Origin of the sequence: Cobetia sp. MM1IDA2H-1, from assembly GCF_002916775.2 — a bacterium.
Classification (GTDB): domain Bacteria; phylum Pseudomonadota; class Gammaproteobacteria; order Pseudomonadales; family Halomonadaceae; genus Cobetia; species Cobetia marina.
The window spans coordinates 4,070,285-4,088,039 of the sequence record NZ_CM133225.1; the positions used below are offsets into that span (position 1 = coordinate 4,070,285).

16 protein-coding genes and 1 tRNA gene are annotated in these 17,755 nt (G+C 60.3%); 8 read left to right on the forward strand and 9 right to left on the reverse strand.

The genetic code is table 11. From position 1 onward, the window contains the following. Positions 1 to 4: 4 nt before the first annotated feature. Entirely contained in the window at positions 5 to 1,462 is a 1,458-nt protein-coding gene (locus BOH68_RS17125; RefSeq protein ID WP_103751493.1) for a coniferyl aldehyde dehydrogenase, read from the reverse strand. Between the two features lie 293 nt (positions 1,463 to 1,755). Beyond that, positions 1,756 to 1,832, reverse strand: a tRNA-Arg gene (locus BOH68_RS17130). Positions 1,833 to 1,977: 145 nt separating this feature from the next. On the opposite strand from BOH68_RS17130, the gene BOH68_RS17135 reads away from it, so the two are divergent. Beyond that, entirely contained in the window at positions 1,978 to 2,472 is a 495-nt protein-coding gene (locus tag BOH68_RS17135; protein ID WP_077379909.1) for a c-type cytochrome, read from the forward strand. Between the two features lie 13 nt (positions 2,473 to 2,485). Here BOH68_RS17135 and rep read toward each other — a convergent pair whose 3' ends face one another. The 4 genes from rep to pyrE all read right to left on the reverse strand — a co-directional run bounded on the left by rep (position 2,486) and on the right by pyrE (position 6,552). Beyond that, positions 2,486 to 4,567: a DNA helicase Rep gene (rep, locus tag BOH68_RS17140; protein WP_077379907.1), complete on the reverse strand. Its 2,082-nt coding sequence runs from the start codon at positions 4,565 to 4,567 to the stop codon at positions 2,486 to 2,488. A 75-nt stretch (positions 4,568 to 4,642) separates the two neighbouring features. Further along, positions 4,643 to 5,116 (reverse strand): tRNA (uridine(34)/cytosine(34)/5-carboxymethylaminomethyluridine(34)-2'-O)-methyltransferase TrmL, encoded by a 474-nt coding sequence (gene trmL / locus BOH68_RS17145; RefSeq protein WP_077379905.1) that lies wholly within the window; start codon positions 5,114 to 5,116, stop codon positions 4,643 to 4,645. A gap of 145 nt (positions 5,117 to 5,261) precedes the next feature. After that, complete coding sequence (locus tag BOH68_RS17150) at positions 5,262 to 5,822, reverse strand: YfaZ family outer membrane protein (RefSeq protein WP_077379903.1); 561 nt, start codon at positions 5,820 to 5,822, stop codon at positions 5,262 to 5,264. Positions 5,823 to 5,877: 55 nt separating this feature from the next. Next, positions 5,878 to 6,552, reverse strand: coding sequence for an orotate phosphoribosyltransferase (gene pyrE, locus BOH68_RS17155; protein WP_077379901.1), 675 nt, complete (start codon positions 6,550 to 6,552; stop codon positions 5,878 to 5,880). An 86-nt stretch (positions 6,553 to 6,638) separates the two neighbouring features. On the opposite strand from pyrE, the gene BOH68_RS17160 reads away from it, so the two are divergent. Next, complete coding sequence (locus BOH68_RS17160; protein WP_077379899.1) at positions 6,639 to 7,406, forward strand: exodeoxyribonuclease III; 768 nt, start codon at positions 6,639 to 6,641, stop codon at positions 7,404 to 7,406. Between the two features lie 133 nt (positions 7,407 to 7,539). Here the strand turns inward: BOH68_RS17160 and rph are convergent, their stop codons facing one another. Further along, a complete protein-coding gene (gene rph, locus BOH68_RS17165; protein WP_077379897.1) occupies positions 7,540 to 8,286 on the reverse strand; it encodes a ribonuclease PH in 747 nt (248 codons plus the stop codon). A gap of 198 nt (positions 8,287 to 8,484) precedes the next feature. On the opposite strand from rph, the gene BOH68_RS17170 reads away from it, so the two are divergent. The 5 genes from BOH68_RS17170 to BOH68_RS17190 all read left to right on the forward strand — a co-directional run bounded on the left by BOH68_RS17170 (position 8,485) and on the right by BOH68_RS17190 (position 12,861). After that, positions 8,485 to 9,348: a YicC/YloC family endoribonuclease gene (locus tag BOH68_RS17170; protein ID WP_077379895.1), complete on the forward strand. Its 864-nt coding sequence runs from the start codon at positions 8,485 to 8,487 to the stop codon at positions 9,346 to 9,348. 126 nt (positions 9,349 to 9,474) lie between these two features. After that, positions 9,475 to 10,917, forward strand: coding sequence for a DNA (cytosine-5-)-methyltransferase (gene dcm / locus BOH68_RS17175; protein WP_077379893.1), 1,443 nt, complete (start codon positions 9,475 to 9,477; stop codon positions 10,915 to 10,917). A gap of 248 nt (positions 10,918 to 11,165) precedes the next feature. Then, complete coding sequence (locus BOH68_RS17180) at positions 11,166 to 11,882, forward strand: HNH endonuclease (RefSeq protein ID WP_077379891.1); 717 nt, start codon at positions 11,166 to 11,168, stop codon at positions 11,880 to 11,882. A 9-nt stretch (positions 11,883 to 11,891) separates the two neighbouring features. After that, positions 11,892 to 12,362, forward strand: coding sequence for a very short patch repair endonuclease (locus BOH68_RS17185; RefSeq protein WP_077379889.1), 471 nt, complete (start codon positions 11,892 to 11,894; stop codon positions 12,360 to 12,362). 70 nt (positions 12,363 to 12,432) lie between these two features. After that, a complete protein-coding gene (locus BOH68_RS17190; RefSeq protein WP_077379887.1) occupies positions 12,433 to 12,861 on the forward strand; it encodes an organic hydroperoxide resistance protein in 429 nt (142 codons plus the stop codon). 96 nt (positions 12,862 to 12,957) lie between these two features. Here the strand turns inward: BOH68_RS17190 and BOH68_RS17195 are convergent, their stop codons facing one another. Continuing rightward, complete coding sequence (locus BOH68_RS17195) at positions 12,958 to 14,538, reverse strand: BCCT family transporter (RefSeq protein WP_077379885.1); 1,581 nt, start codon at positions 14,536 to 14,538, stop codon at positions 12,958 to 12,960. 326 nt (positions 14,539 to 14,864) lie between these two features. Then, positions 14,865 to 16,442 carry a BCCT family transporter gene (locus BOH68_RS17200; RefSeq protein WP_077379883.1) on the reverse strand — a complete coding sequence of 526 codons (1,578 nt, stop codon included), beginning with the start codon at positions 16,440 to 16,442 and terminating at the stop codon, positions 14,865 to 14,867. 294 nt (positions 16,443 to 16,736) lie between these two features. Here BOH68_RS17200 and BOH68_RS17205 point away from each other — a divergent pair, with 294 nt between their 5' ends. Continuing rightward, positions 16,737 to 17,738: a GlxA family transcriptional regulator gene (locus BOH68_RS17205; protein WP_255304485.1), complete on the forward strand. Its 1,002-nt coding sequence runs from the start codon at positions 16,737 to 16,739 to the stop codon at positions 17,736 to 17,738. Positions 17,739 to 17,755: the final 17 nt, after the last annotated feature.

Below are 17,755 nucleotides of genomic sequence, written 5' to 3' on the forward strand. Positions count from 1 at the left end.
GCGCCTAGCGCATCAGCAGGCGGCGGATCAGACCATGGATGGCGCGTGCTGCCGGCCCGTCGGCATAGGGCGGATACATCAGCTTCGCGCCATTCATGCGCCCCTTGGCAAAGACGCCCTTGGCCTTGCTCAGCGTCTGGAATCCTTCCCGCCCGTGGTAATGCCCCATGCCGGATGGCCCGATGCCGCCGAACGGCATGTCATCCTGCGCCACATGCAGCAGGGTGTCGTTCAGACACATTCCGCCTGCATGCGTGCCCTCGGTGACCCGCTGCTGTTCGTGCTTGTCGTGGCCGAAGTAGTAAAGCGCCAGCGGGCGTGGGCGCGCATTCACGTAGGCCATCGCAGCGGACAGCTCATCCACCGCCGCGTCCGGCAGCGCGACAATCGGCAGCAGCGGCCCGAAGATCTCCTCCTGCATCACCCGCATCTCATCCGTCACCTCAAGCAGTGCCAGCGGCGGCATCAGACGCTTCTCGACCAGCACCGGGTCATCCCAGTCAGGGCTGTCGAGCAGTGGCCTGAGCGTCGCACCCTTGGCCAGTGCATCCTCGAGCACTTCCCTCACGCGCTGGTATTGACGCTGATTGATGATGCGCGAGTAATCCTGCGTCTCGGCGAAGCGCGGATAGAAGCGCTGGAAGCACTCCCCCAACGCCTGAACCAGCGACTCGATCTGATCTTCCGCACACAGCACGTAATCCGGAGCGACACAGGTCTGGCCGGCATTCATGCCCTTGCCGAAGGCAAGACGTGAGGCCGCCTCGCGGCGCTGCGCGTCGTCCGCCATCAACTGGCGCGACATGATCACCGGCGACTTGCCGCCCAGCTCCAGCGTGACGGGGGTCAGATTCTCCGCCGCGGCGCGCATCACATGCCGGCCCACCGCCGTGCTGCCGGTGAACAGCAGGTGGTCGAAGGGCAGTGCCGAGAAGGCCGCCGCGACCTCGGCCTCGCCGGTCACCACCGCGACCTGCACTTCCTCGAAGGCATCCGCGAGCATGCCGCGCAGCGCCTCGGCGGTTTCCGGCGTGAATTCGCTCATCTTGATCATCACCCGATTGCCGGCGCTCAGCGCGCTGATCAAGGGGCCGATCGCCAGATACAGCGGATAGTTCCACGGCACGATGATGCCGACCACACCAAGTGGCTGGTAGACGACACTTGCACTGGCTGGCTGGAAGGCGGCGCTGACGTGGCGCTTCGAGGGCTTCATCCAGCCCTTCAGGTGACGGCGTGCATGGCGAATGCCCTCGTAGCTCGGTACCAGTTCCGCCAGGCGTGTCTCGTGAGCACTGCGATGACCGAAATCTCGGCTGATGGCCGCGACCAAGGCCTCCTCGTGCGCATTGAGGGCATCACGCAGCGCTGCCAGCCAGCCACGCCGCTCCTCGGCACTCGGCATCGGCGCGTGGGCGAAGGCTGCTCGCTGAGCGTCCAGCAACTCACGCATGCGAGCCATCTCGGCCTCTCCCTCGTGGTCTGATGAGGCAGTCGCAGCGTCGGAGGTGGCAGGCAGGTCGTCAACAGCACGGGGGTCTACAGGGGAAGCAGGCGTCATGAGCGTATCCGGTGGGAGCTGTCGAGAATGACAGACGTCGTCGTGGCTCACTCCGTTTTAGAACACTCGTTTGATGGCGTCAAAGAAAGTCTGCACGACAGTCCACGCAAGCCAGAATGCAAGAAGCCCCCGCACCGTGAGGTGCGAGGGCTTCTCGGATGTCATCCTGCCGATAGGCCGATGACGGAATTCGTTGGCGCGCCCAGCAGGATTTGAACCTGCGACCCCTGCCTTCGGAGGGCAGTACTCTATCCAGCTGAGCTATGGGCGCGCATGCCATGGTTGCGGAGAACCAAGGCGCGCTTATGGTAACGTCTTGATTCTACGTTGTCGAGATATCACGCCCGTCACACGGTTGCCGCTCCCTCGGCCAGCGCTATACTGGCTCGATACACAGCCTTCAAAAGGTGCACCTCATGCAAGCTCGCCAGCCATCCGCGTCATTCCTCACGCGCTCATCCCTGCCGGTTTCCCTGAGCGCGATGCTGTTCAGCGTGCTTGTCAGTTCACAGGCGCTCGCCGCGGACAATTCGCATGACGCCATCGCCGAGCGCCTCAAGCCGGTGGGTGAGCTATGCCTGAAAGGTGAGAGTTGCGCAGGTGACATGGCCGGAGCGGGCCAACAGCCGTCTGCGGCGGCGGAGACTGACTCCGCCCGTGCTGCCAGCGCGATCGACGGTGAGAAGGTCTACGGCGGTATCTGCATGGCCTGCCATACCACGGGCGCGGCAGGCGCACCGCGTCTGGGTGAGGCCGGCGACTGGGAAGCGCGTCTCGCCAAGGGCGACGAGACGCTCTATACCCATGCCATCGAAGGTTTCAATGCCATGCCGGCCAAGGGCGGCAACCCGGCGCTGTCCGATGAGGAAGTGAAGGCCGCCGTGGACTATCTGCTCGACTCCGTGCGCTGACCCTCGAGCGCGACTAACCGAGCAGGGAACGCAGGCCCGCGATGGCATCCCGACCGCGGGCCACCTTCTTCTCCTGATCCTGCGGCTTGTCGGCACGCCCTTCCCACTCGAGATCCTCGGGGGGCAGCTCGTCCAGGAAGCGACTCGGCACGCAGTCCATCATCTCGCCATAGGTCTTGCGCTGCCGGGCCAGTGTCAGCACCAGCGTGCGCCGTGCCCGCGTGATGCCGACATAGGCGAGGCGACGTTCCTCCTCAACCGTCTCCATCTCGATGGAGTTGCGGTGCGGCAACAGGTCTTCCTCCAGCCCCATCACGTAGACGTGCGGGAATTCCAGGCCCTTGGAGGCATGCAGCGTCAGCAGCTGCACACGGTCCGAATCGTCCTCCTCGGCCTGCTGCTCGAGAATGTCGCGCAGCACCAGACGTGAGATGGCCGCCGCGACATCACCGGTCTCGGTGTCACCGACCATCGCCTCGCTGCCCTCAAGCTCTTCCACCTCCTCCTGGGGATTGCCGCTGATCGACTTCTCCAGCTGGTCGATCAGGATCCAGACGTTGGCCATGCGCCGCTCGGCGATCTTGGGGGCACTGGCGTTCTGATACAGCCAGCCCTCGTAATCCACTTCATGAAACAGCTCGCGGATCGCGCTGATCGACTGACCGGCGTCCATCTCGCGACGCACGCGGTCCAGCGTGTGGGTGAAGCGACCCAGCCTGTCCAGGGCGCGCTCGCTGAGCTGCTCACGCAGGCCCATCTCGCTGCAGGCGGCGTAGAGTGACACGCCACGCCCGGTGGCGTAGTTGGCCAGCTTCTCCAGCGTGCCCGGCCCGACTTCGCGTCGCGGCACGTTGACGATGCGCAGGAAGGCATTGTCGTCCGCCGGGTTGATCAACAGACGCAGATAGGCCATCGCATCCTTGATCTCGTTGCGCCCGAAGAAGGAGGTACCGCCGGAAAGCTTGTAGGGAATCTGATAGTGCTGCAGCTTCAGCTCCAGGAGGCGCGCCTGGAAGTTGCCACGATAGAGCACCGCGAAATCACGCCACTCGGCGCCTTCCTTGATGCGCCGCGTCAGGATCTCCCCCGCCACGCGCTCGGCCTCAGCCTCTTCGTTGCGATTCATGATGATGCGGATCGGGTCGCCATCGCCCATCTGCGACCACAGCGTCTTGTCGTAGACGTGCGGGTTGTTGGCGATCAGGGTGTTCGCCGCGCGCAGGATGATGCCGGTGGAGCGATAGTTCTGCTCCAGCTTGATCAGATTGAGGCGCGGGAAATCCTCGCCGAGGGTGACGAGGTTCTCGGGGCGCGCGCCACGCCAGGCGTAGATGGACTGATCATCGTCCCCCACCACGGTGAAGGTCTGACGCTCCTGCATCAGCATCTTCACCAGCAGGTACTGACTGATGTTGGTGTCCTGATACTCATCGACCAGCATGTAGTGGATGCGCCGTTGCCAGCGTGCCAGCACCTCGGGGTGGTCACGGAACAGCACCACCGGCAGCAGGATCAGGTCATCGAAGTCCACCGCGTTGTAGGCCTTGAGATGCCGGTTGTAGGCCTCGTAGATCACTGCGGCGTACTGGGCGTCTTCATCCTCGGCATGCGACAGCGCCGCCCCGGGCAGGATGAGGTCATTCTTCCAGGTGGAAATCTGGCTCTGCACCGCATTGATCTGCTCGGCGTCGGTGTCGGCTTCCTTGTGCATCAGCTCCTTGATCAACACCTTGGCGTCATCGGTGTCGAACAGCGAGAAGCCCGGCTTGTAGCCCAATGTCTTCAGCTCGCCGCGGATGATGGTCAGGCCGAGGGTGTGGAAGGTCGAGACGATCAGCCCGTGGCCCTCGCGGCCCTTGAGCATCTTGCCGACTCGCTCCTTCATCTCGCGCGCCGCCTTGTTGGTGAAGGTCACGGCGGCGATGTTGCGTGCCTTCATGCCGCATTCCTGCACCAGATAGGCGATCTTGGTCGTGATCACGCTGGTCTTGCCGGAACCGGCCCCTGCCAGTACCAGACAGGGGCCATCGATGGCACGCACGGCTTCCTGCTGGCGGGGATTGAGCTTGGCGAGGCGATCACGGATCTCGGTCATCACGGTGTCCTGCTGGGCGAGGAAATCAATCGAAGAAACATCTCTGGCGGTGCCGGGCACGACCGGGCAGCGCACTCAATCGAGCTGCACGGCCCCGGCAAAGTCGAGCTGACGCCAGCTTTCGTAGACGACGACGGCGACGGCATTCGACAGATTCATGCTGCGGCTGTCGGCCAGCATCGGCAGGCGCAATACCTGCTCGCGGGGGAGACTGTCGAGCATCGCCTGTGGCAGGCCGCGCGTCTCCGGGCCGAACACCAGCGCATCACCGGCCTGGAAGCTGGCCTCATGTGGCGCGGTGCGGCCCCGCGTCGAGAGCGCGAAGATCCGCGCAGGCTTCACGCTCGCGACGAAGGCCTCGAGGCAGGCATGGCGCTGGACACGTGCCCACTCATGATAATCGAGTCCGGCACGCCGCAGGCGCTTGTCCTCCAGCTCGAACCCGAGCGGCTCGATCAGATGCAGGCGAAAGCCGGTATTGGCGCACAGGCGGATGATGTTGCCGGTATTGGGCGGAATCTCGGGCTGATAGAGCACGATATCGAGCATGAGCGAACTCGCGGCAGATGACGAAACAGGGCGTTGGCAGGCCAGCATTCCCCTCATGGCAGCACCGCCCGCCAGGACAACGCAAAGCGGGCCCCGAAGGGCCCGCCATCTTACCGCAATGCGCATCCGTCGCGCAGGGCGGGAATCAGAACTGCAGACGCATGCCGACCAGCGGGCCGGAATCCAGCGTGCGCTCGTCACGGTTGTCGAAGTCCGCCTTCACCTTGCGGTAGCCGACATAACCTTCGACGTTGTCGATGACCTGGTAGCGGGCGCGCAGACCGTACTCGTAGCTGTGCTCCAGCTCGTCGCTGGTCACGACGTTCGGGGTGACGTAGCCATAGCCACCCAGCGAGACGCGCGGCGCGCCCGGCAGGTAGTAGTAGCCATAGCCGCCCAGGCCCAGACCGCCGCCGTCACCGTGGTCGGTGTCGTACTGGCTCCAGCGTGCGCCGAGGCCCACGTCGTATTCGCTGGTGCGCTCGGTGCCCAGCAGCTGGACGTGACCGGCGGTGACATCATCGTGGTCATCGCTGGACAGGATACCGCCGCCGAGCTGGACGCCGTTGCTGATCTCGCCGTTCAGCTCGCCCTGGACGGCTTCACTGTTGAGGTTGAGATCGGCGTTGCCGGCGAGTGCCGGGGCGGACAGGCTAGCGGCAAGGATAGCTGCCGAAAGGCCGAGAATGTTACGGTAAGCTGTCATGTGCATGTCTCTCTACGTGACTGGGAAATGTGGTGTGCGCGGGTCATGAGCGCTCTCAGGCGCTCTGGAGACCGTACTGCGCACGATAGTCGCGGATAGCTGCCGCGTACCCAGACAGTTCCTGCTGTGCGTATTGCTCAAGATACTCCAGCACCTGGTCGAGCGTCACGATACTGACCACGGGCATGGAGAAACGTGCTTCCACTTCCTGGATGGCACTGTTCGCTTTCAGGCCACCCTGTCCATCCGGAGCACGCTCCTGACGGTCCAGAGCGATCACGACCCCCGCCGCCTTGGCACGCTCGGCGTGGATGATCTCCATCACTTCGCCGATGGCGGTACCGGCGGTGATGACGTCATCGATGATCATCACGCGGCCTTCCAGGGGCGCGCCGACCAGCGAGCCGCCTTCACCATGCGTCTTGGCTTCCTTGCGATTGAAGGTAAACGGCATGTCGCGCTGATGGTGGTCGGCCAGCGCGACGGCCGTCACGGCACCCAGCGGGATGCCCTTGTAGGCAGGGCCGAACAGCACGTCGGCCTCCAGGCCCGAGTCGACGATGGCGCGGGCGTAGAAACGGCCCAGGCGCGCCAACGCCTGACCGGAGCGGAACAGGCCAGCATTGAAGAAGTAGGGGCTCACCCGCCCGGACTTGAGCGTAAACTCGCCAAACCGCAGCACGTCCTGCTCGATGGCAAACTCAATGAACTCCCGCTGGTAGTCCTGCATCCGATATCACCTTTGAATTCGTTAGCCATTTACCAAATCGTCTAAAGCTCGGGTATCATACAGGCGCGACGAACCAGGGACCACGTATGAAAATCGCTACAGTTAACGTCAATGGTATTCGAGAAGCGGTCAGCCGCGGCTTCCTCGACTGGCTTGCCAGTCAGGACGCCGACGTCGTCTGCATCCAGAACCTCAAGGCCAAGAGCTTCGAGCTCGACGACAGCATCCTCTACCCGGAAGGGTATGAAGGCTACTTCCTTGACGCCGAGAAAGACGGCTTCTCGGGCGTAGGCCTCTACTGCCGCCAGATTCCCAAGGCCATCATGTATGGACTGGGCTTCGAGCAGTGCGACAACGAAGGCCGCTACCTGCAGGCCGATTACGACCGCTTCAGCATCTGCTCCTTCCTGATGCCTGACGGCAGTGATCCGGACGCCAAGGGCGCCTTCATGGAGCAGTATCAGGAATACCTCAGCAAGCTGCGCCGCAAGCGTCGTGATTACATGATCTGCGGCACCTGGCATGTGGCCCACAAGACCGTCGATCTCGCCAACTGGTCCGACAACCAGATGACGCCCGGCTTCAAGCCGGAAGAGCGCGCCTGGATGGATCAGGTCTTCGGCCCGATCGGCTTCATCGATGCCTTCCGTGAGGTCAATCGCGAGGCTCACCAGTACTCCTGGTGGCCGGCGCTGGACAGTGACCAGCCGCGCGCCCGTCAGGAAGGCTGGCGCCTGGACTATCAGGTCATCGACCCGAACCTGCGTCGTCACATCAAGGACGCATGGATCGATACCGACGCGACCTTCAGCGAATTCGCACCGGTGATCGTCGAGTACGACCTCGAACTGTGATCCGTCGCGTCTCGCCTTGAGCGCTCGGCCTCGGGCCACCCTGCCAGTCGCATGATGTGCCATCCGGCACTGACGAAAACGCCCCCACCGCGCAAGCGATGGGGGCGTTTTCCGTCGGGTCCCGAAAAAGGACTCAGGCCTCGGCGGGCATGCCCAGCGCCGCACGCTGCGCGGCGAACAGCTCCGCTCCGGTCCGCTCGGCGAGATCCAGCAGCGCGTTGAGCTCGGCGCGATCAAAGGCTGCGCCTTCGGCCGTGCCCTGCACCTCGATCAGCCCCTTGCCTTCCGCCATCACCACGTTCATGTCGGTATCGGCCTTGCTGTCTTCCGGATAGTCGAGATCCGTGACCGGCACGCCCTTGTAGATACCGACGGACACGGCGCTGACCAGACTCACCAGCGGGTCGGTCTTGATCTTGCGCTCACGCTGCAGGCCCTGCAGCGCATCGACCAGCGCCACACAGCCACCGGTGATCGCCGCGGTACGCGTGCCGCCATCGGCCTGCAGCACATCGCAGTCGATGGTGATGGTGTATTCGCCCAGCTTCTTGAGATCTACCGCAGCGCGCAGCGCACGGCCGATCAGACGCTGGATCTCCACCGTACGACCGCCCTGCTTGCCACGCGCCGCCTCACGATCACTGCGGGTGTGGGTCGCGCGCGGCAGCATGCCGTACTCGGCGGTCAGCCAGCCCTTGCCGGAACCGCGCAGCCAGCGCGGCACGCCCGCCACGACAGAGGCGGTGCACAGTACGCGGGTATCCCCGAACTCCACCAGCACCGAGCCCTCGGCGTGACGAGTGAACTCACGGGTCAGGCGGATCTCGCGCGGCTGCTCCGGGGTGCGGCCACTGGGGCGGATCACGTTGGCTTCGCTCATGGGGATTCCTTTGTTGCAGTCTTCGGGAGGCCAGAGTCTACACGCCACGCCCACGGGCGACGACCTTCACCGCACACCGGGCCGCCCGCCCGAGAGCACTGGGCGCTCAAGAGCGGCGAGCGTACACTTCAAGACAATCATCACGGACGCTTCATGCTCCGCCCCTTCTTCCCGACTGCCAACCGACAGGAGCACGTCATGGTCCACAGCATGACCGCCTTCAGCCGCCAGACCCATGAAGCCGACTACGGCACCCTGACACTGGAACTGCGCTCGGTGAACCAGCGTTATCTGGAACCGCACTTCCGCCTGCCCGACAGCCTGCGCGAACTCGAAAGCGCCTTCCGCGAAGGCCTGCGCAAGCGCCTCAATCGCGGCAAGGTCGAACTCTCGCTGCGCTTTGACGCCGAAGCCGGTGCCGACAGCCTCGCCGTCGATGCCAGACGCCTTGGCGAACTCAGTCGCGTGCTCGCCGAAGTCGGCCAGCACTGCCCGGACGCCCCTCAGCCCTCACGCCTCGCCCTGCTCGACTATCCCGGCGTACTGGTACGCGAAGGCGCTGATCAGGAGCGCATCAAGGCCGATGCCTTGAGTCTGTTCAAGCGCGCGCTGGACGAGCACATCGAAGGCCGCGCCCGCGAAGGCGAACGCCTCGCCGAACTCATCACCGCTCGCCTCGACAGCGTCGACAGCCACGTCGCCGAAGTCCGCCGCCTGATGCCGGACATCCTCGCCCGACAGCGTGAAACCCTGCTCGCTCGCCTCGAGGAAGTTCGCGCCACCCTCGACCCGCAACGCCTGGAAGCCGAACTGACCCTGATGGCCCAGAAGGCCGATGTCGATGAAGAACTCGACCGCCTCGACACCCACGTCAGCGAAGTCCGTCGTCAGCTCACCCAGAAGGGCCCCATCGGCCGCCGTCTCGACTTCCTGATGCAGGAACTCAACCGCGAAGCCAACACCCTCTCCTCCAAATCCGTCGTCGCCGACACCACCCGCTGCGCCGTCGAGCTCAAGGTGCTGATCGAGCAGATGCGCGAGCAGATTCAGAATATCGAGTGATAGCAAAGCAGGTGAAAACTTATTGTTCCACCATACTGGATAAAAAACCAGTCAAGCCTGGAACCGAGCCATCAATCGGAATACAATAGTGGCAATTCGTCACAGTTTTCACCCAGAGGAATTTCCATGTCCCTACTCCAAAGCCCAGCCACATCGACATTGAACCATCAGGATCCGTACTCCTATTACGGGCTCGAGGGGCGCGAGCTGCTTGAAAAAGTACTAGAGATCTATGATCAGGGGACTGTAGCTAACGTATTAAAGTCTGTGCATAACAAGTGGTGTCGAGAAACGCTAAATCGCACAATAAAAGGAAAAGCTGACACTTCCTTAAGCTGGGACGAGGCTCAAGCTTTAATAAAAATGCTGCCGCAAAAGCCGCAGCACTACGGAAATGCAGATTTCACTTTCATTGACCTATTTGCAGGGATTGGCGGAATACGTAAGGGTTTTGACGCTGTAAAGGGAGAATGCGTTTTCACTTCAGAGTGGGACAAATTTGCTGTCCGCACTTATAAAGCCAACCATTATTGTGATCCGGTCACGCATCGATTCAACCGCGATATTCGAGATATCACCTTATCTGGAAATTTAGATATTGATGAAGAAACAGCGTACAAAAATATTGATAGAGAGATCCCTGATCACGATGTTCTACTAGCAGGTTTTCCGTGCCAGCCTTTCTCTCTAGCGGGCGTCTCTAAGAAAAACTCCTTGGGGCGCAAGCATGGGTTCGAGTGCGATGCTCAAGGTACATTGTTCTTTGATGTGGCCCGCATTATTGCAGCGAAGCGTCCACCAGCTTTTGTGCTAGAGAATGTAAAAAACCTCAAGAGTCATGATAAAGGCAATACATTTAAAGTGATTTGTGAAGCACTAGACGAGCTAGGTTATGATGTCGCAGATGTAAATGCTCCGAAGGGGAAAGACCCTAAAGTTATCGATGCTAAGTATTTTATCCCTCAGCACCGCGAACGTATCGTGCTTGTTGGTTTCCGTCGCGATCTCAAAATACACGCAGGATTCACTCTTCGCGATATAGAAAAATTATACCCGAAAGATAAACCTAGCTTTGGCGATATACTTAGCAAAGAGGTTTCAGACAAGTACATACTTACGCCAAAGCTATGGGAATATCTTTATCGTTATGCGCAAAAGCATCGTGAAAAGGGTAATGGCTTTGGCTTTGGTTTAACACGCCCTGATGATACAGCACGCACACTTTCCGCACGTTATCATAAGGATGGTTCCGAGATTTTAGTCGACCGTGGATTTAATGATAACAAGCCTTTTAGCTCTGAAAAAAATATGGAAAACCGTCCTCGCCGTCTAACTCCACAGGAATGTGCTAGGTTAATGGGATTTGATAAAGTTGGTGAAAGTAAATTTATAATCCCAGTTTCTGACACTCAGGCCTATCGTCAATTTGGAAACTCCGTAGTTGTTCCTGTGTTCCAAGCTGTAGCTGAACTCGTTAAGCTCAGAATTGCCCAGCTAGCCAGTAGCGACAAAGCAGACGCGCCGCGTCAAAGAGAACTAAAATTTCTCACTACTGAAAATCAACTTTAGGATATTGGAAGTAGACACTTGTGACTGCTCAAAGTCTCAACCAAAAGACAAATAAAGATCATGAAAAAGCATCACCAAAACCACCACCAAAAAAATTAAAATATAAGTGCAATCAAGCATCAATCACGATATTTCACTTGAGGATATATCCCTACGACATATAAACACCTAAGTTAAGCCAGAGCTTGCACAGGACAAAAACTAGTAGTAATATAAGAGCTTCATAGAAGCTCTTATATAGGTAAGTCATGCCAAATTATTTTGATAATTTTCATTACGCAACAAAAAGAATTGCACCTAATGATATAAGAAAAGGGGCTTTTTTCGTAACTAATGAGCAGCAAGAAATACTTGAGATGGCCGCAATATTTGCAGAAACAGAAGAAAATACAGACCAAACTCTTCCTGCAAATAAAAGATATACTGCTCGTATTGGTCGCTGGGTAAACAATAATGAAATTGCCCAATTCACTTACTATGCATCAAACAGGAACGTTGAGCGCCCATCTGAACCAAGAATCGGAAGAATAACAAGTAGACTAACCGAAGGAGATTACCTAACATTAATTTGGGATGGATACAATATATCGTTCTATACATCTAGCGACAACAATGCCTTTCCACCCGACCGTTTAGAAAAACTTCCCTCTGATTATATCCCTCAAAAAACTCCCGGATACGCTCAATGGAAAAGAGATACAAGGGTAATGATACAGGCGAAGGAAAGAGCGAATTATCAATGCGAATACCCTAACTGTAGTTGGATCCCTTTTTTGGATTCTTCTAATAAAAATTATATAGAAACACATCACATCATACCATTGGCTATGGGTGGACCAGATATTTTAGAAAACTGTATTGCACTATGCCCGGGGTGCCACAGGCAAGCGCATTATTCATCGCCGGAAGAACAAGAAAAAATGCGAAAAATTTTTAAAAGAATACGTGGACTGTCTCACTCCTAGAGTCTAAAAGTGTCTCAGCTTACCAACTCCCAAATCCGTTCCAGAATGATGGCCTCGATACGAGGCAAGAATACCAGCCCCGAGTTGGCGATACGTCGCTACCTCCATGCTCGGGGCTTTCGGTATCAGCTTCATCGTGGGGATCTTCCCGGAAAACCTGATCTTGTGCTTCCAAAGCACCGGCTCGCGATCTTTGTGAATGGGTGCTTCTGGCATAGGCACAAAGACTGCTTTTACGCCTCATCACCTGCGACTAACAAGACGTTCTGGAAGGAAAAGTTGGAGGGTAATGTGGCTCGTGATTGGCGGAAGTGGGCTGATTTGGTGAGTCATGGGTGGCGAGTGCTAGTCATCTGGGAATGTGGTCTGAAGCATTGCTCAGATGACCTGGAATCTGTCGTTAACATCATCACAGGCGAAGACCCCTTCCATCAGTGGCCTTCCTCGCCGCCAAGGACACGTCCTACGTCAAGCAATTGAAACTCTGCCCGACAGGCGCCATCTTGTTTGCATCCCTCAGCTGAGGGCTTTTCCGCTCAAGGAGTCAGGCATGTCTATCGAACAAGTGCTGTACCGTGCAGAAGCCACTACCACTGGGGGTCGTGAAGGCAAGTCGCGTTCTTCCGATGGGGCGTTGGATGTCACCCTGAGCACGCCGAAGGAGCTGGGCGGTGGTGGCGGTGAAGGCACCAACCCGGAGCAGCTGTTCGCGGCGGGGTATTCTGCCTGCTTCATCGGTGCCATGAAGCACGTGGCCAGCACTGACGGCGTGACGCTGCCGGAAGGCCTGGAGATCACCGGCAAGGTGGGTATCGGCCAGATTCCGGCCGGTTTCGGTATCGAGGTGGCGCTAGATATCAGCCTGCCGGGCATGGACAAGTCCGAGGCGGATGCGCTGGTCGAGAAGGCGCACCAGGTGTGCCCTTACTCCAACGCGACGCGTGGCAATATCGATGTGACGCTGAACGTCAGCGTCTGATGACTGACGTCTGATCGCCAGACACGAAAACGCCGCCCCTCGGGGCGGCGTTTTTGATGGTGCGACACGCTCATTGCTCTCGAGCGTGCGAGCCGATCAGACGCCCTGCTCACGCGCCATGCGGCGGGCAATCAGCGGAGCGTTCCACAGGCTGGGCAGCAGAATCAGTGACACCGGCACGGCGGTGACGACGATGAAGGATTGCAGCGCATTGATGCCGCCATCGCCCATCGAGATCAGCAGCGCCGCGACCACGCCCATCATCAGGCTCCAGAACACGCGCACGCCACGCGGCGGATTGTCGTGACCGCTCATCACCATCGAGACGGCGTAGGTCATCGAGTCACCGGTGGTGGCGACGAACAGCGTGGTCAGCACCAGGAACAGTACCGAGATGGTGAAGCCGAACGGCAGTTGCTGGGTGATGGCGATCAGCGCTGCCGGCAGGTTGAAGCCGGTGAACGGGCCGGAGACGCTGCCCGGGTTGCTCAGCTCGAAGGCGAGACCGCTGCCACCGATGATGGTGAACCACAGGCAGGTGACCAGCGGCGAGATGACCGCGATCAACAGCACCATCTGACGCAGGGTACGGCCACGCGAGATGCGCGCGACGAACATCGCCATCAGCGGACCATAGCCGATGAACCAGCCCCAGAAGAACAGCGTCCAGCCATTCAGCCAGCCATCGTCAGCACGGAAGGTGGACATGGAGACGAAGTCGCCGACGTAGCGCACCAGCCCTTGCGGGAAGGCATCCAGCAGGAAGCCGGTCGGGCCCATGATCAGGATGAACAGCAACAGCGCGCCGCCGAGCAGGACATTGGTGCTGCTCAGGAACTGGATGCCACGGGTCACGCCGCTCACCGCTGACAGGGTGTAGATGACGGTCAGCACGAGCAGCAGGGTGAGCTGGGTCGCGTAGGTATCGGGGATGCCGAACAGCGCGTTGAGCCCATAGCTGACCTGCAGGCCAAGGAAGCCGATGGGGCCGACGGTACCGGCGACCACCGCCAGCACGCAGCAGGCATCCACCAGCGCGCCGACGGGGCCACGCATGACGCGGTCGCCGAACAGCGGGTAGAGCAGCGTACGCGGCTTGAGCGGCAGGCCCTTCTCGTAGTGCAGGTACATGAAGATGATGCCGGTCAGGCTGCCGAGCATCGCCCAGGCCAGGAAGCCCCAGTGCATGAAGCTCTGCGCCAGCGCGTTGTAGGCGGCATCGGCGTTGCCCGTCGGGGCATCGGCGCCGAACACCGGCGGCGGCGAGGTGAAGTGAGCGATCGGCTCGGCCGCTGCCCAGAAGACACCACCGCCCGCCAGCAGCGTGCACAGGATGATGGCCATCCAGCGCAGCGTCGAGATATCCGGCGCGGCGAGTCCACCCATGCGCACCCGTCCGGTGCGGCCGATGGTCAGCACGATGGCGATGACGAAGGTCGCCAGCATCAGCGCTTGCCAGTAGGCACCGAAGTAGTGGGTCGAGACACCGAAGGCACTCTGGATGAGCGCGGAGACACCGTCGAGATCGACCAGTGCGGCGATGGCGAACAGCGCCAGCACGCCACCACTGATGATGAAGACAGGCCAGTCGATACCTTGCGGGGAGTGTGCGGAATCAGCGGGGGGAGTTACCGGTGTGGCGGAGCCGGACGAAACAGTCCGGGAAGAATCCGTCATTAGTCAGCCTCTGGGCATGATCTGAGTGACGGTGCAGTGTATCAGTCGAGACAGAAGGAAATAGGCGATAAGCGGTTGTTTTTACACCTATGTAACGCGACGTATCATCAAGCCTACAGCCGTTTTACATTCTTGGCGCGCCGTAACATGACGCATCTTTCGAGTCGTGCCCCTTCGCGCCGCTTGTGCCCTCAGTCCCTCTCCTCATGAAGACGCCGCCCTGGAGGGCGGCGTCTTCTTTCTCGTCATCGGATGACATGGCCCTGCCTATCCTGCCGGGCGAATCATGCCGGCCAAAGTCATGTCGGATGAGTCATGAGGATGAATCAGAGTCCTTGCTCGCGGGCCATCCTGCGCGCGATGCCGGGCGCATTCCACAGGCTCGGCAACAGGATCAGCGAGACCGGCACGGCGGTGACGACGATGAAGGATTGCAGTGCATTGATGCCGCCATCGCCCATCGAGATCAGCAAGGCTGCCACCACGCCCATGATCAGACTCCAGAACACGCGCACGCTGCGCGGCGGGGCGTCGTGACCACTCATCACCATCGAGATGGCATACGTCATCGAGTCGCCAGTGGTGGCCACGAACAATGCCGACAGAATCAGGAACATCACGGACATGATGAAACCGAACGGCAGCTGCTGGGTGATGGCGATCAAGGCCGCCGACAGGTTGAAGCCGGTGAACGGGCCGGACACGCTGCCGGGATCGGCCAGCTCGAAGGCCAGACCGCTGCCACCGAGAATGGTGAACCACACGCAGGTCGCCAGCGGCGACAGGAGAGTGATCAACCACACCATCTGGCGCAGCGTGCGGCCCCGCGAGATACGCGCGACCAGCATCGCCATCAGGGGTCCGAAACCGATGAACCAGCCCCAGAAGAACAGCGTCCAGCTGTTCAGCCACCCAGTGTCCGCGCGAAAGACCGCCATCGGCGCGATGTGTTTCAGGTAGTCCACCATGCCCAGCGGGAAGGCCTTGAGCAGGAATTCCGTCGGTCCCATGATCAGGATGAACAGCAACATCGCGCCGCCGATCAGCACATTGGCGCTGCTCAGGAATTGAATGCCGCGCATGACACCACTCACCGCTGACAGGGTGTAGACGGCGGTCAACATGGCCAACAGCACCAGTTGCGTCGTGTAGGTGTCGGGAATGCCGAACAGCGCGTTGAGCCCGAAGCTGAGCTGGATGCCGAGAAAGCCCACTGGCCCCACGGTGCCCGCGATGACCGCCAGCACGCAGCAGGCGTCCACCAGCGCTCCCGCAGGTCCACGCATCACCCGGTCGCCGAACAGCGGATAGAGCAGCGTGCGCGGCTTGAGCGGCAGGCCCTTCTCATAATGGAGATGCATGAAGACCACGCCGGTCAGGCTGCCCAGAACCGCCCAGCCGAGAAATCCCCAGTGCATGAAGCTCTGCGCCAGCGCGTTGTAGGCAGCATCGAGATTGCCCACGGCGGCGTCCGGGCCGAACACCGGCGGCGGCGAGGTGAAGTGGGCGATCGGCTCCGCCGCTGCCCAGAAGACGCCACCCCCCGCCAGCAATGTGCACAGGATGGTCGCCATCCAGCGCGGCGTGGAAATGTCCGGCGTGTCCAGGCCACCCAGCACCACCCGTCCCGTGCGACCGAACGTCATGCCGATGGCGACAAGGAAGGTGGCGATCATCAGCGCCTGCCAATAGGCACCGAAGTAGGCGGTCGAGAGATCGAAGGCATGCTGGATGAGCGACGAGACGCCCTCGAGATTGACCAGTGCGGCGATCACGAACACCGCCATCACGCCACCGCTGAGGAGGAAGACGGGCCAGTCGAGGCCCCGGGAGGAAGCGCGGGAAGGGGTAGGGGCTGCTGAAGTTGCGGCGCCGGACGAAAGGGTCCGGGTGGTATCCGTCATTTATCTGCCTCTGGGCATGGTCTGATTAGCCGGGCAGTCTATCAGCCACACCCTTGGCATCGCTGTGACAAGTCCATGATTTTACTGCTGTGTTACGCGAAGTATCACCAAGCCCACAGCGGCATTACATTCTGCCCAACACAAGGACACCGGATTGCCACTCGCCGTGCCTGCCAACTCCTGAGAGGATGAAGCTGACACGTGAGGCATTGCCTGCCCCGCCCCCTCCTTCATCCGCGATAGTGCTCCCTCGATACCATGACATCGCCTCGCCGCCGTGATTTCACCCCCTCGATGAAACTGCGCAACCAGCGTCTGCTTCAGGACGTGACCTGCTCCCGGAGCGCACCGCTCGATGTGGCCTTCGTGCTGCTGGAGCACTTCTCCCTCCCCGCCTTCACCTCCGGGCTGGATGCGCTGGTGACTGCCAATCTGCTCCGTGACGATCCCTTCTATCGCCTGCACACCTGTGGCCTGAACGATGGCAGCGTACGCAGCGATCTGGGCATCGACATCATGCCCGGCCTGACGCTTGCCGAGCTGGACCCCGCCCAGTGCGATCTGCTGATCGTGTGCGGAGGCTATCGCGTGATGCTGGAAGAGATCCCGAAGCTCAACGACCTGCTGCGCCGTGCCGCCCAGCAGGGCTGTCGCCTGGGCAGTCTGTGGAACGGCAGCTACTTCCTGGCCTCGGCCGGGGTGATGGAGGGCCATCGTTGCACCATTCACCCCGAGAACGCGGCGCTGTTCAGCGAGACCTTCCCCGCGCTCGAGCTGTCCCGAGCCCCGCTGGTCGTCGAGGAAGCGCGTCTCAGCAGCGCCAGCGCCGCCAGTGCGCTGGACATGATGCTGGAAGGCATGCGTCAGCGTCACGGAGAGGATCTGGCGCGCAGCGTCGAGGAGATTCTGGCCTGCGAGCGCCCGGCCACGCCCAGTCCGTGGCATGTCGAGCAGACGCTGCCCGCACCGGACAGTCACCTTCCCGAGGCACTGCGCTCCATCCTGGAGTTGATGAGCAGCAACCTCGAGGAGCCGCTGAGCATGACCGACATCTCGCACTGCGTCTCCCTGTCGCGGCGCCAGATAGAGCGGCTTTTCACGCGACATCTGGATACCACGCCATCTCGCCATTATCTGGAGATGCGCCTGACACGCGCCCGCCAGCTGCTGACCCAGGGCAATGCCAGCATCACCGATGTCACCGTGGCCTGCGGCTTCGTCAGCACCACACATTTCAGTCACTGCTTTCGGGATTACTTCGGCATGTCACCGACGCGCGCTCGCCAGAGATGCTGACAGTCCCTTGCCACTGA

Bases quoted from the DNA above. Each gene is read 5' to 3' on its own strand.
- BOH68_RS17205 (WP_255304485.1), top strand. From the start codon at position 16,737: ATGAAACTGCGCAACCAGCGTCTGCTTCAGGACGTGACCTGCTCCCGG.
- BOH68_RS17125 (WP_103751493.1), bottom strand. From the start codon at position 1,462: ATGGCTCGCATGCGTGAGTTGCTGGACGCTCAGCGAGCAGCCTTCGCC.
- BOH68_RS17180 (WP_077379891.1), top strand. From the start codon at position 11,166: ATGCCAAATTATTTTGATAATTTTCATTACGCAACAAAAAGAATTGCA.
- BOH68_RS17170 (WP_077379895.1), top strand. From the start codon at position 8,485: ATGGTCCACAGCATGACCGCCTTCAGCCGCCAGACCCATGAAGCCGAC.
- BOH68_RS17200 (WP_077379883.1), bottom strand. From the start codon at position 16,442: ATGACGGATACCACCCGGACCCTTTCGTCCGGCGCCGCAACTTCAGCA.
- dcm (WP_077379893.1), top strand. From the start codon at position 9,475: ATGTCCCTACTCCAAAGCCCAGCCACATCGACATTGAACCATCAGGAT.
- trmL (WP_077379905.1), bottom strand. From the start codon at position 5,116: ATGCTCGATATCGTGCTCTATCAGCCCGAGATTCCGCCCAATACCGGC.
- BOH68_RS17135 (WP_077379909.1), top strand. From the start codon at position 1,978: ATGCAAGCTCGCCAGCCATCCGCGTCATTCCTCACGCGCTCATCCCTG.
- BOH68_RS17195 (WP_077379885.1), bottom strand. From the start codon at position 14,538: ATGACGGATTCTTCCCGGACTGTTTCGTCCGGCTCCGCCACACCGGTA.
- BOH68_RS17190 (WP_077379887.1), top strand. From the start codon at position 12,433: ATGTCTATCGAACAAGTGCTGTACCGTGCAGAAGCCACTACCACTGGG.
- BOH68_RS17150 (WP_077379903.1), bottom strand. From the start codon at position 5,822: ATGACAGCTTACCGTAACATTCTCGGCCTTTCGGCAGCTATCCTTGCC.
- pyrE (WP_077379901.1), bottom strand. From the start codon at position 6,552: ATGCAGGACTACCAGCGGGAGTTCATTGAGTTTGCCATCGAGCAGGAC.
- rph (WP_077379897.1), bottom strand. From the start codon at position 8,286: ATGAGCGAAGCCAACGTGATCCGCCCCAGTGGCCGCACCCCGGAGCAG.
- BOH68_RS17160 (WP_077379899.1), top strand. From the start codon at position 6,639: ATGAAAATCGCTACAGTTAACGTCAATGGTATTCGAGAAGCGGTCAGC.
- rep (WP_077379907.1), bottom strand. From the start codon at position 4,567: ATGACCGAGATCCGTGATCGCCTCGCCAAGCTCAATCCCCGCCAGCAG.